At 35.6% G+C, this 13,480-nt stretch carries 10 protein-coding genes; 5 read left to right on the forward strand and 5 right to left on the reverse strand.

All coding sequences use genetic code 11. The features are described from left to right. The first annotated feature begins 250 nt into the window (after nt 1–250). Entirely contained in the window at nt 251–1,948 is a 1,698-nt protein-coding gene (dld, locus tag A9G13_RS06165) for a D-lactate dehydrogenase (protein ID WP_065556715.1), read from the forward strand. Between the two features lie 194 nt (nt 1,949–2,142). Here dld and mutS read toward each other — a convergent pair whose 3' ends face one another. Together mutS and A9G13_RS06175 are read right to left on the reverse strand one after the other, a co-directional pair. Then, on the reverse strand, nt 2,143–4,701 hold the full coding sequence (gene mutS / locus A9G13_RS06170; protein ID WP_065556716.1) for a DNA mismatch repair protein MutS: 2,559 nt from the start codon (nt 4,699–4,701) through the stop codon (nt 2,143–2,145). A gap of 252 nt (nt 4,702–4,953) precedes the next feature. Beyond that, nucleotides 4,954–5,691, reverse strand: coding sequence for a cyclase family protein (locus A9G13_RS06175; RefSeq protein ID WP_065556717.1), 738 nt, complete (start codon nt 5,689–5,691; stop codon nt 4,954–4,956). Between the two features lie 415 nt (nt 5,692–6,106). Between A9G13_RS06175 and gapA the strand changes: the two genes are divergently transcribed. Further along, nucleotides 6,107–7,105, forward strand: a complete 999-nt coding sequence (gene gapA / locus A9G13_RS06180; protein WP_065556718.1) for a glyceraldehyde-3-phosphate dehydrogenase — start codon at nt 6,107–6,109, stop codon at nt 7,103–7,105. 118 nt (nt 7,106–7,223) lie between these two features. On the opposite strand, the gene cspE is transcribed toward gapA, so the two are convergent. The 3 genes from cspE to yjgA form a co-directional block, all read right to left on the reverse strand. Continuing rightward, nucleotides 7,224–7,433 (reverse strand): transcription antiterminator/RNA stability regulator CspE, encoded by a 210-nt coding sequence (cspE, locus tag A9G13_RS06185; protein WP_065556719.1) that lies wholly within the window; start codon nt 7,431–7,433, stop codon nt 7,224–7,226. 407 nt (nt 7,434–7,840) lie between these two features. Continuing rightward, nucleotides 7,841–8,371, reverse strand: a complete 531-nt coding sequence (ppa, locus tag A9G13_RS06190) for an inorganic diphosphatase (protein ID WP_065556720.1) — start codon at nt 8,369–8,371, stop codon at nt 7,841–7,843. A gap of 72 nt (nt 8,372–8,443) precedes the next feature. Continuing rightward, nucleotides 8,444–8,980, reverse strand: a complete 537-nt coding sequence (yjgA, locus tag A9G13_RS06195) for a ribosome biogenesis factor YjgA (RefSeq protein WP_065556721.1) — start codon at nt 8,978–8,980, stop codon at nt 8,444–8,446. 77 nt (nt 8,981–9,057) lie between these two features. Between yjgA and pmbA the strand changes: the two genes are divergently transcribed. The 3 genes from pmbA to A9G13_RS06210 are packed head-to-tail and all read left to right on the forward strand — an operon-like array spanning nt 9,058 to nt 13,416. Then, nucleotides 9,058–10,410 carry a metalloprotease PmbA gene (gene pmbA / locus A9G13_RS06200; RefSeq protein WP_065556722.1) on the forward strand — a complete coding sequence of 451 codons (1,353 nt, stop codon included), beginning with the start codon at nt 9,058–9,060 and terminating at the stop codon, nt 10,408–10,410. Nucleotides 10,411–10,418: 8 nt separating this feature from the next. Then, complete coding sequence (locus tag A9G13_RS06205; RefSeq protein ID WP_218059171.1) at nt 10,419–12,158, forward strand: SulP family inorganic anion transporter; 1,740 nt, start codon at nt 10,419–10,421, stop codon at nt 12,156–12,158. 37 nt (nt 12,159–12,195) lie between these two features. Then, nucleotides 12,196–13,416, forward strand: a complete 1,221-nt coding sequence (locus A9G13_RS06210) for a CinA family nicotinamide mononucleotide deamidase-related protein (RefSeq protein ID WP_065556723.1) — start codon at nt 12,196–12,198, stop codon at nt 13,414–13,416. The last annotated feature ends 64 nt before the right edge of the window (nt 13,417–13,480 follow it).

Below are 13,480 nucleotides of genomic sequence, written 5' to 3' on the forward strand. Positions count from 1 at the left end.
ATTCACTAGAGTAACTTGTATTAACGGATTTTCCATTGTGATTAATAGTATAAATCTATATCGATTTTTTATTGATAAATATCAATAAATTAATTGTGTTTTGTTATTTATTTTTAATAAATCAAACCGATAGACAGAAGGGTTTCCTAAAAATTGGATAGCATATTGTATATGTTTTGATTAAGATATCTCGGTTATAAAATAATCTATATCAGCCTGATATTTTCAAAATTGCATAGGAATGATTGATATGAACGGGAATGAAACAGCTGCACTTATTCAAAAGTTACATGCTATTGTAGGGCACAAACATACATTAACCGATTCTGCCCGTACGCTACCTTACCGTAAAGGTATTCGTTTTGGTGAGGGTGATGCTATAGCCGTGGTTTTGCCAGGCACATTAGTCGAGCAATGGCAAGTTTTAAAAGCCTGCGTTGAAGCAGATGTAATTGTGATAACCCAGTCTTCTAATACCGGGTTAACTGGTGGTTCAACCCCTGATGGCAATGACTATGATCGTCCTATTGTAATTGTTAGTACTCGTCGTTTAGATGGTATTCAAGTCATTGAAAATGGTGAACAGGTAGTGTGTTTGCCGGGTAGTACTTTGTTCCGATTAGAAAAAGAGTTAAAAAAATACCAACGTGGGCCACATTCGGTGATCGGTTCGTCTTGTATTGGCGCTTCGGTTATGGGGGGAGTGTGTAATAACTCGGGTGGCGCTTTAATCCAACATGGTCCGGCTTATACTCAAATGGCGGTTTTTGCTCAGCTAGATGAAAAAGGTGAGTTACATTTAGTTAATCACTTAGGAATAGAGCTTGGTGAAGATCCTGAAACTATTTTAAATAATTTACAAAATCACACTTATACAGACAAAGATATTAAACGCGATGCTGGTTTAGGGCATGACCATAATTATCGTGATCATGTACGAAAAATTGACGCCGATACTCCGGCGCGTTTCAATGCGGATCCTGAATTGCATTACGAAGCCTCAGGTAGTGCTGGTCGGTTAATGGTATTTGCAGTACGTTTGGATACCTTTCCACTTGAAGGCGATACGGCTGTATTTTACATTGGCACTAATGATACCAATGAACTTGATGATATTCGTCGTCACATTTTAGGTAAGTTTGATAATTTGCCGGTTTCTGGTGAATATATTCATCGTGATGCCTTTGATATTGCCGCAGTTTATGGTAAGCACTTGTTTTTAGCCATTCAAAAATTAGGTACTGATACTATTCCTCGCTTATATGCTTTTAAAAATTGGGTTGATCGCATTGCTAGCAAAATCCCATTATTCCCGAATAATTTTTCGGATCGCTTTGCAGTAACCGTCTGTAAAATTTTGCCGCACCATTTACCTAAGTCTATTCGTGATTATCGTGATCGTTACCAACATCATTTGATTTTAAAAATGGCCGATAATGGTATTGCTGAAGCAGCTGCATTTTTACAAGAATATTTTCAAAACAGGAATGGTAGTTATTTTTGCTGTAATCCAAAAGAAGCCGAGGCCGCCATGTTACATCGTTTTGCAACTGCAGGAGCTGCCACTGTTTACCGTAGTGTACATAGTAAAACCGTGGAAGATTTAGTTGCCTTAGATATTGCTTTAAGGCGTAATGACAAACAATGGTTTGAAACCTTACCAGAGAGCATTAGCCAACATTTTATTCATAAATTGTATTATGGTCATTTTTTCTGTTCGGTGTTCCATCAGGATTATATTGCTAAAAAAGGTACTGATTGCGCCAAAGTTGAAGAAGAAATGTTGAAAATCTTGGACCAACGCGGGGCACAGTATCCGGCAGAGCATAATGTTGGGCATTTGTACCATGCCAATGACGATTTGAAAAACTTCTATCATCAACTTGATCCGACTAATAGTTTTAATCCGGGTATTGGTAAAACATCTAAGAAGAAATTCTGGCATTAATTTTGATAATGTTAACTAGTAGGTTAGCTAGTGATTTAGTCCTATTAGGTGGCTTTTAGGTTTAGCAATAACATTATTGATAGCGCTAATTAACTTTGTAAAGATGTTTCCTGTCTACTATACGTTTGCGTATAGATATTAATCAACTAATATTATCCCACTTGTTAGTAGAGTGGGATAATATCATCAAATCATTATAATAATTTTTTCAATTGATACAGCACGTCTAAAGCTTGCTTGGCTGTTAGTGAATCAGGATCTATTTGCCTTAAAGTTTGTTCCACTTCAGATGGTTCTGGCTCAGTGACAAACGAAAGTTGAGAAGTATCAACATGGCTATTGGCTGATTGTTTGGATATAACCTCCAACTCTTTGAGTTTTTGTTTAGCGCGTTTTAAAATCGTTTTAGGTACTCCGGCAAGCCCGGCAACAGCAATACCATAACTCTTACTGGCTGCACCTTCGGCCACTTCATGAATAAACGCCACGGTATTATTATGCTCAACCGCATCAAAGTGGATATTGTATACTCCTTGCATATGTTCCGGTAATTGGGTTAGTTCAAAGTAGTGAGTGGCAAAAAGTGTCATTGCTTTGATTTCATTAGCTAAGTTTTCAGCACAAGCCCAAGCTAGTGACAGTCCGTCATAGGTGGAGGTGCCACGACCGACTTCATCCATTAACACCAAACTCTGTGCGGTAGCGTTGTGCATAATATTGGCGGTTTCTGTCATTTCTACCATAAAGGTGGAACGGCCGGATGCTAAATCATCAGAAGCCCCTATACGAGTAAAAATGCGATCGACCGGACCAATAATTGCTTTAGTTGCTGGCACAAAACTACCAATATAAGCCAGTAACACAATTAAGGCGGTTTGGCGCATATAGGTGCTTTTTCCCCCCATATTGGGGCCTGTAATAATCAGCATACGTCGTTCAGGTGATAAGCGTAACGAATTAGCAATAAAAGGCGTGGCTAACACTTGTTCAATAACGATATGACGGCCGCCCTGAATTTCAATGCCCGCTTTAGTGGTTAGTGTTGGGCGCTGATAGTTCAAGGTTAATGCCCTCTCAGCCAAATTAGTTAGTACATCTAATTCAGCTATCGCCTCAGCACTGGTTTGCATGGCGGCAAGATCGGGTAATAACTGCTCAAATAATTGTTCATAAAGTTGTTTTTCTAAGGCTAAGGCTCGGCTTTTTGCGGTCAGTACTTTGTCTTCATACTCTTTCAATTCGGGAATAATATAACGTTCAACATTTTTAAGCGTTTGCCGGCGAGTATAATGAATTGGCGCTAAATGGCTTTGACCACGACTGATTTGAATATAGTAACCGTGCACTGCATTAAATCCAACTTTCAATGTGTCAATGCCTAGGGTTTCACGCTCCCTTATTTCTAATTGTTCAAGATAATTGGTTGCGCCATCCGCCAAGTTACGTAGTTCATCTAAATCAGCATTATAACCAGTAGCAATTACCCCACCATCGCGAATAATCACCGGCGGCGCTTCGACAATAGCACTATTGAGCAACTCAGCAATATGATCGAATTGGTTAATTTTGGTGCTTAAACTGGTTAGGTAAGGTAAAGTAAAATTAGTTAATAATTGTTGCAGTTGTGGTAATAAATTATAGGCGTCACGTAAACGCGCAAAATCGCGTGGGCGAGCACTATGTAATGCCAATCTAGCTAAAATACGCTCAATATCGCCAATCTGTTTTAATAATGGCTGCACTTCGGTAACATACTGGTGCAATTCGTTAATAGCATCTTGACGATTTTGTAAGGTAGTCAGATTACGAATTGGCGAATGCAGCCAACGTTTTAACATACGGCTACCCATTGGGGTTTGGGTTTTATCCAATATTTCTGCTACAGTATTTTGAGTACCGCCTGATAAGTTTTCGGTGATCTCTAAATTGCGACGAGTGGCAGCATCGAGTACCACAAAATCATAAGATGATTCTTTAATAATCGCGCGAATATGCGGTAAAGCAGTGCGTTGAGTATCTTTGACATATTGTAATAAACAACCGGCGGCACAAAGTGCGTAATTGCAATCTTCTACGCCAAATCCTACTAAGTCGTTGGTACCAAATTGCAAATTAAGTTGTTGTTTGGCGGTTTCTAGATCGAAGTCCCAAAACGGACGGCGGCGTAACCCTTGCCGACTTTCAATCAACTGCATAGTTTGAAAGTCTTCCGGGTAGAGTAATTCAACCGGATTAGTTCGTTGTAATTCGGCTTGAATTTCTTCAATATTATCACACTCAAACACAAAAAATCGCCCAGAGCTAATATCTAAAGTTGCATAACCATAGTGATTTTTAGCTTGCCAAATGGCGGCTAATAAATTGTCCTTCCGATCTTCTAATAATAGTTCGTCACTGACAGTACCTGGTGTAACTATACGAACAATTTTGCGTTCGACAGGCCCTTTGCTAGTAGCCGGATCGCCAATTTGTTCACAAATCGCGACTGATTCCCCCTGTGAAATTAATTTGGCTAAATAGGTTTCAACAGCATGATAAGGCACGCCAGCCATAGGAATCGGCTCACCATTGGAAGATCCACGCTTGGTTAATGAAATATCTAGTAGTTGCGAACCACGCTTAGCATCATCGTAGAACATTTCATAAAAATCACCCATCCGATAAAATAACAAAATATCCGGATTTTCAGCTTTTAACTTTAGGTATTGCCGCATCATTGGTGTGTGGTCGGTTAAATAGTCTTCATTAATCATGGCATTGTTTCTTATCGGTTTATCACATTCAATTGGTTATGTTTTTATGGTTACAAGTTGTAATTATACAATTTTCTTGTTTGGTGTCATTATACATGAAACTATGAAAGAGAATGTCATTATCCTAACATGATGCGATTTTGGTATAAAAAAATAAAAATTTAATTTGCTAATTAGATAGTATTAGCATTAATGTAATAAACCCAAATATGTGCTTAAGTAGCAACATAGTTGAGTTTATTTATGCTTATATTATGGCAGTATGGCAAATGATCTTACAGGAAAGCCAGAAGCTTGATTTGGTTTGGCAACGATATTAAAAATAACCGCGCCTTTAGTCGGTAGTTTATCTAAATTAGTCATTAATTCAATTTGGTAAGTATCTTGCTCTAATACATAATACTCACCTTTTAAAGCCTGATTTTTGCGGAACTCTTTAGCTGAATCAGTATCAAATGTTTCATGACCAATAGCTTTAATTTTGCGATCTTCGAATAAAAATTGTAACGCATCCATTCCCCAACCAGGAATCTGATTATTGCCGTCAACATCTTTATTTTCCATCGCACTTTGTGAAGGCCAACGCTTACTCCAATCCGTTCGCAAAGCGACAAAAGATCCGGCTTCGATTTGTCCATGTTCCTGTTCAAATGCGATGACATCTTCTTTTGATAATGAGAAATTAGGATCGCGTTGAGCTCGCTGAGATTGGTCAATCACAATTAACGGTAACACCAATTCATGAAGTTCAAGCTCGTGTAGATAACGGGTATTGGGTACAAAGTGGATAGGGGCATCAATATGGGTCCCATACTGGCTAGGAAAACAAAATTCTTGTGCCAGAAAACCATCTGCATGACTAAACAATGTTTTTATTTGAGCACTTTTAAACATAAAAAAATGGGGCGAATTATGATCAAAAGTGTGGGTTAAATCAATCCATTTTTTTGATTTTAATAAATTTAGGGCTTGTAATACGTCGCTAGTCAAAATTATTCCTTACATTTTATTAGTGAATTATTGATATATAGTAAGGGTGTTGAGTTTATTAAGCCAATAATTTTAATTTATATTGTTATAACTATTTTTTCTAAACAAAATAAGAAATAATTAAAATAATAAACTAATTATAATTGTGTTTCTCGTCAATAGACGTGATAACTGATCGGTTAAATTTATATTTGCATTTTATTTAATTTTCATCTAAAAGTAGTTTCTGTATTAAATTAACTATTTTCGATATTATCTATATGAAAAATTCATTATTGTTGTCTTAATAAGATACATTTTGAATTTAATTTATTATTGTACAATTATTCGAATATTCTTGAATAAATCCTAAAAATTTGATAGCTTAGCGTAAAGATTTTTTATATTTAAAACACAAAAAAAGAAGGTAATTGTTATGACAATCAAAGTAGGTATTAATGGTTTTGGACGTATTGGTCGTATTGTTTTCCGTGCTGCACAAAAACGTTCAGACATTGAAATTGTAGCTATTAATGATTTATTAGATGTTGATTATATGGCTTACATGCTTAAATATGATTCAACTCATGGTCGTTTCGACGGTACTGTTGAAGTTAAAGATGGTAAACTAATCGTTAACGGTAAAACAATCCGTGTTACTGCTGAAAGAGATCCTGCAAACTTAAGATGGAACGAAGTGGGTGTTGACGTTGTTGCTGAGGCGACTGGTTTATTTTTAACTGATGAAACTGCACGTAAACACATTCAAGCTGGTGCCAAGAAAGTTGTTTTAACTGGTCCTTCAAAAGATGCAACTCCAATGTTTGTTATTGGTGTTAACGATAAAGATTATGCAGGTCAAGATATCGTATCAAACGCATCATGTACTACTAACTGTTTAGCGCCTTTAGCTAAAGTTATCAACGATAATTTTGGTATTGTTGAAGGTTTAATGACAACTGTTCACGCAACAACTGCTACTCAAAAAACTGTTGATGGTCCATCTCACAAAGATTGGCGTGGTGGTCGTGGTGCTGCTCAAAACATCATTCCTTCATCTACAGGTGCTGCTAAAGCTGTAGGTAAAGTGATTCCTGAATTAAACGGTAAATTAACCGGTATGGCTTTCCGAGTACCAACTCCTGATGTTTCTGTAGTTGATTTAACTGCACGTCTAGAAAAACCTACAAAATATGAAGATATTTGTAAAGTAGTTAAAGCAGCAGCTGAAGGCCCAATGAAAGGTGTGCTTGGCTATACTGAAGATGATGTTGTATCTACCGACTTTGTAGGTGAAGTTTGTACTTCAGTATTCGACGCTAAAGCGGGTATTCAATTAAGTGACAAATTTGTTAAACTTGTTGCTTGGTATGATAATGAAGTCGGTTATTCTAACAAAGTTTTAGATTTAATCGCAGTTGTGTCTAAAAAATAATCTGCATTAAATTATTGTTATTTTAAAAAACGGCCTTATGGTCGTTTTTTTATGTGTAATAAAAAAACGCTCATTAAAAATGAGCGTTTTTAAATTATATCAATTATGTAATTATCAATTAGATAACTACAACTTCGGCCGCTGCTGGTCCACGAGGGCTATCTTGGATAGAAAACTCAACTTGTTGACCTTCAGCTAAAGTTTTGAATCCGTCACCGGAAATAGCTGAAAAATGTACAAAAACGTCTTTGCTTCCATCGCTTGGCGTAATAAAACCAAAACCTTTACTCTCATTAAACCATTTTACTTGGCCAGTTTTTTTATTCATTTACTAAACATCCTAACAATAATTAATATTTTGCCTTTGTGGCGTGAGTAGACTCTATAACTTAATATTCTAATTATAAGAACATAAACTAAAAATGTAGTTGAAAAATACACTATAAAGTTAACCGTTTTTATAAAAATATACGTCGTTCAGAAGTCTGTTACTATTACCGCATAAATCATAATCGAAAGCAAGCTATTAATGACAATTTTTTTATCTTAGAGTACAGTTTTTTTTAAAATTTTTATATATAAGGGTTTAATTTGATATAAAGCAAGTTATTGCTAGTTAACCATATTAAATTAATTTCGAAAGTGAAAATAAAGAGCCATAAATTGACATATTATGACTCTTTAATTGACAGTTACTGACGGTTTTCTAGAACAGTAATTAACAAATTGGTAATTTTATTTATTTTTAGCTCTGGCGAAGGATTCCATAATTTCTTTGCGAGCCGCATCTACATTTTCCCAACCATCAACTTTAACCCATTTACCTTTTTCAAGCGCTTTATATTGTTCAAAAAAGTGTTTGATTTGTGATTTTAGTAATTCAGGTAAATCGTTTACATCTTTAATGTGATCATATTCTTTAGAAAGTTTGGTATGAGGCACTGCAACCAATTTAGCGTCAACACCTGACTCATCAGTCATTTTTAATACTCCAACCGGGCGGCAACGAATTACTGAACCTGGTTGTAATGGATATGGGGTTGGTACTAATACATCAACCGGATCGCCATCAAGAGATAAAGTATGATTGATATAACCGTAATTACATGGGTAAAACATTGCTGTTGCCATAAAGCGATCAACAAATACCGCACCAGTTTCTTTATCTACTTCATATTTAATTGGATCGGCATTAGCTGGAATTTCAATCACAACATAAATATCATCTGGTAATTCTTTACCGGCTGGTACATTTAATAGTCCCATTTTTATATCCTCTATCTTGGTTAATAATATTAATTGATTAATGATAAGCAATAGCCGTTAACATTATAAAGATTATTCGGTATCACTCAATTGTTTTAAATATTGAAAAATCTGTCGAGCAGTTTTAGGCGCTTTATTGGTGTCTAATTCCTTTTTTGCTAGACGCGCTAAGGTGCGTAACTGTTGTCGATCGGCATTAGGGTAAATTTCAATAATAGCTTCAGCATTGCCAGTTTCGATTAGTTCATCACGTAGTTTCTCTAACTTATGGAATAAAGCCACTTGCTGATTATGACGGTTTTTGAGTTTATCAAGTGCTTGGGTAATTGGTTCTATATCACGACTGCGGAGCAATTTACCAATATATTGAATTTGTCTGCGGTAGCCTTCTTTTTTTATTTTTTGTGCTAATTCAATGGCATAAAGTAAATCTTCATCAAGCGGAATTTTTACGATTTCATTTTTACTGAGATTAACTAATTCAATACCTAATTTTTTTAGAGCTTCGGCATCGCGTTTAATTTCACTTTTACTGACATAAATAATTTCATCATTACTATTATCGGTGTTGACGTTTGGTTCTATAAAAATTTCATTATGGTTATTCATATGATTTCTTTTGTTAACTTAAATGTAAATCTAGCTTATTATAACGTATCACTAGCAGAATTGTAGAAAATAATAAGATGACTATTGCACAAATAAAAAAAGATGCTTTACAGCAACAAGTAACTTTATCAACCATTGTGGCAAATGCTATTGAGGAAGCAAAACGTCGGGTGGATTCAGTTCAAGTATCTATTAACCAATCAACTGGTATAAGTGTTAGTACTCGCTTGGAGGAAACTGAAAATGTTGAATTTAATAGCGACGGTGCTTTAGCTATTACTGTCTATCAAAATCAACGCAAGGGTAGTGCTTCTACCAATGATTTGTCACCATCAGCTATTTCTCAAACCATTGATATGGCAATTAATATTATGCAATATACTTCACCCGATCCTTATTCGGGTTTGGGTGACGCCAGTTTGATGGCCTTTAATCCTCCAGATTTAGATTTATTTTATCCGAGTGATTTAAATGTAGATGAGGCTATTGAACAAGCAAAGCAAGCAGAGCAAATAGCTTTAGCACAACCTAAAATTAGTAGTAGTGATGGAGGTTATTTCAGTAGTCGCTATGGTATTTATGTTTATGGCAATAGTTTAGGCATGTTACAAGGTTATTGTGCCAGTTCACATTCTCTTTCTTGTTCGGTTATTGCGGAGCAAAACGGGCAAATGGAACGTAATTATGCTTATACCTCGTCACGTGATATTAGTCAATTATCTAGTCCAACTTGGGTTGGTCAACAGGCTGCTGAAAGAACAATCGCTCAATTAGGTGCCAGACAAATAGCCACTATGCAAGTACCAGTGCTCTTTTGTGCCGATGTAGCAGTTGGATTAATGGGGCATTTGATTAGCGCAATCAGTGGTGGTTCTATTTACCGTAAATCTTCATTTTTATTAGACAGTGTTGGCCAACCTATTTTCCCTTCTTGGCTGACTATTTACGAAGATCCTCATATATTAAAAGGTGTAGGGTCGTCACCTTTTGATAGTGAAGGTACACAAACAATTAAGCGTAATATTGTTGAACAAGGTGTATTACAAACGTATTTGTTAGGTAATTATTCGGCTAGAAAGCTAGGATTAACCACTACCGGTCATGCAGGTGGTATTTATAATTGGTTAGTTTCAACCGGTCAAATTAATGCTGATTTTGATACTATGCTAAAAAAATTACATAAAGGTTTAGTAATAACTTCATTGATGGGGCAGGGGGTTAATACTGTGACTGGGGATTACTCGCGTGGAGCTACCGGTTTTTGGGTCGAAAATGGTCAAATTCAATACCCTGTTAATGAAATTACTGTTGCTGGTAATTTAAAAGATATGTATAAAAACATTGTGGCGATAGGAAATGATGTTGATACAAGAGGTAACATCCAGTGTGGTTCAATTCTCATTGAGAATATGAGTATAGCAGGGAAATAACTATTATAATGAGTAAATTTAAAAACAGTAGATTGTTCCAAAAAATAACTGCTTGGATGCCAGGGCTAAGTGCTTTATTGATCTATAAACGTGAGTATTTAAGTTTTGATATCAAAGCGGGATTATCGGTGGCTGCTGTTTCTTTACCTGTGTCGATTGCTTATGCAGAATTAACTGGAGTTGGCGCTATTGCTGGCTTATATTCTACTATTTTACCATTGATTGTGTATGCACTTTTGGGGTCTTCAAGGCAACTTATTGTTGGGCCTGACACTGCTACTTGTGCGGTAGTGGCAGCTGTGGTATTACCTTTAGCTGCCAATGATCCCATTTTACGCTGGCAATTGGTAGTGTTGTTGACCATTATGATCGGAATATGGTGCATTATTGCCGGAAAACTTCACCTTGGTGCTTTAGCTGATTTACTTAGCCAACCCATTTTGATTGGTTTATTAAATGGTATTTCAATTACTATCATGGTTGATCAGTTGGCAAAAACATTAGGCTTTAGTTATGACTATTCCTATTTAATAGAACGGATTGTTTATTTGCCGTTTAAATTATCACAAATCCATATTGGCACAGCACTGGTATCATTGGTTACTTTAAGTATTTTAATCGCTTTAAAAAAGTTCAAACCACGTTATCCGGCACCGCTTTTTGCGGTAATAATTTTGACTTTTTTTTCTTGGTTATTTAACTTTGAACAATACAATATCCATATTATTGGTCAAGTAAGTAGTGATTTTATTCCTGTCGAATCTTGGCTTAATTTTGATAAAGGATTAATGCGTGACTTAGTGGTGCCATCCCTAAATATAGCAATTATCTGCTTTGTTAGTATGATGATAACTGTGCGCAGTTTTGCTAGCAAAAATAATTATGAAACTAATGCTGATGTAGAGTTTAAAGCACTGGGTATGGCAAATATTGTGGCTGGGTTATCACAAGGATTTGTGGTTAGTGGCACTTCTTCACGGACGGCAGTTAATGATGCTAATGGGGGAAAAACACAGTTAGTTTCTATTATTGCCGCCTTATTAATTGGCTTAGTTGTGCTATTTTTTCTAGCTCCTTTGCAATATATTCCCACGAGTGTTTTAGGCGTTATTTTAATTTATTCTTCTTTATCACTGATTAACTTTCAAACTATATGGCGCTTTTTTAAATTTGATCGGGATGCTTTTTACCTTAGTTTATCAACTTTAGTTGCAGTATTAATTATTGGTATTATTCCGGGAATGGCCTTGGCAGTATTGTTGGGGTTATTCCTTTTTTTACGCCGAGTATTTAGGCCCAAAGATCAACTTTTGGGAATTGATGAAAGTGGTAGAATACATTCACTAAGTCAAGATGTACAACCAATTAAAAATACTTTAATTTATCGTTTTAATTCGCCACTTACTTATTTTAATATTGCTTACTTTAAACGTAGAATCGTTAGCTATATTGACGAAGCTGATGAACCAATCAATTATGTAATTGTTGATGCCATCCCATGTTTTACTTATAAAGATGTGAGCGTATTATCAGGTATCGAAGAACTAGTTAAATCATTAAAAGCTCGAGATGTGGTTTTAATATTATCTGGTCGGCGAAAAACGCTTAAAAACTGGTTTAAGCAGATGAATATCAAGTTAGATGATGAGTTTATTGAATTTGCTTATGATCTTTATTTTGCAGTCAGATTAGTACAAAGTAGAGAACACATGGATAGTAAAGAAAACAACAAGTTAATTAAAAATTGACTTTAATAATTATTTTATAAATAACCTAAGGCGAAATATGACTTGTAGCAATAGCAATATCAAGATTGAAATGCTAAGCACTGGTGATGAAGTTCTTTATGGTCAAATTGTGGACACCAATGCGGCATGGTTATCTGAGTTTCTTTTCCAAGAAGGGTTTTTGATCACTTCTCGTTTTACCACGGGTGATAATCTTCAACAATTAGTTGCAATCCTACAAGAACGTAGTCTTGTTAATGACATATTAATTGTTAATGGTGGTTTAGGACCAACAAGTGATGATTTATGTGCCCAAGCAGCTGCACTAGCTAATAATGAAACGCTGGTATTAAATCAACAATGGTTACTGGAGATTGAACGCTATTTTTCTAGCCGGGGTCTAACTATGCCAGCAAGTAACCAAAAACAAGCTATGTTACCGCAAAGTGCAACTGTGATTAACAATCCGATTGGTACAGCCTGTGGGTTTAAGATGCAGCTTAATGATTGTATGTTGTTTTTTACACCAGGGGTACCCTCTGAGTTCAAAGAGATGATCAGAACTTCAATTATGCCCGAAATTAAGATGAATTTTCCTAAAGTTGAAAAGTCATTATGTTATCGGTTAACTACAATGGGGCGTACTGAAAGTGATTTAGCTACGGAAATAGAAGCTAAACTTGAGATTCCAGATGATATAGTAATTGGTTATCGTGCTGCAATGCCGATTATTGAGTTAAAATTAACCGCGCCACAGCACAAAAAAAATGCCATGGATCAACTTTGGTTACAACTTAAAGAATTAGTAAAAGATAATTTACTTTACGAAGGGGTTATCACTTATCATAACGAAAATGGATTGGCTAAGGTAGTTTCTGGTCTATTAAATGAAAAAAATCTGACAATGACTGTTATTGAACAGCAATCCGTGGGGATGATTAGTTATCAATTGTATGATTGTGATGCCCCGGTAGTTAAATCCGAAGTAATCCCTTTATTAACGAATGAACCCAAAGATTATTTGTTAAATGCATTAGCTAAAACTAAAGCAGATATTGCGTTGGGATTAGTTAATTTTAAAGAAAAGAATAGCCAATTTATGCTAATTATTATGACGAGAAAGCATGTGTTACAGTTCAATCTTAAGTATATTGGTCGCAAACAAAATCGGCTAACTGAGCAGCGAATTTTAGCAACAATTGCGTTGGATGCATTACGCCGTTATTTATTAAATCAGCCTATTATCGCTCCTAATGTTTGGTTAGAAGTTTTAGAATAATTAAAAATAGCAATTAATTTTCTGGTCACTATTTATTTTTGACTTTATTTTTTGAGCATAAATA

This window comes from Gilliamella sp. wkB178 (assembly GCF_001690705.1).
In the GTDB taxonomy this organism is placed as follows: Bacteria; Pseudomonadota; Gammaproteobacteria; order Enterobacterales; family Orbaceae; genus Gilliamella; species Gilliamella apicola_K.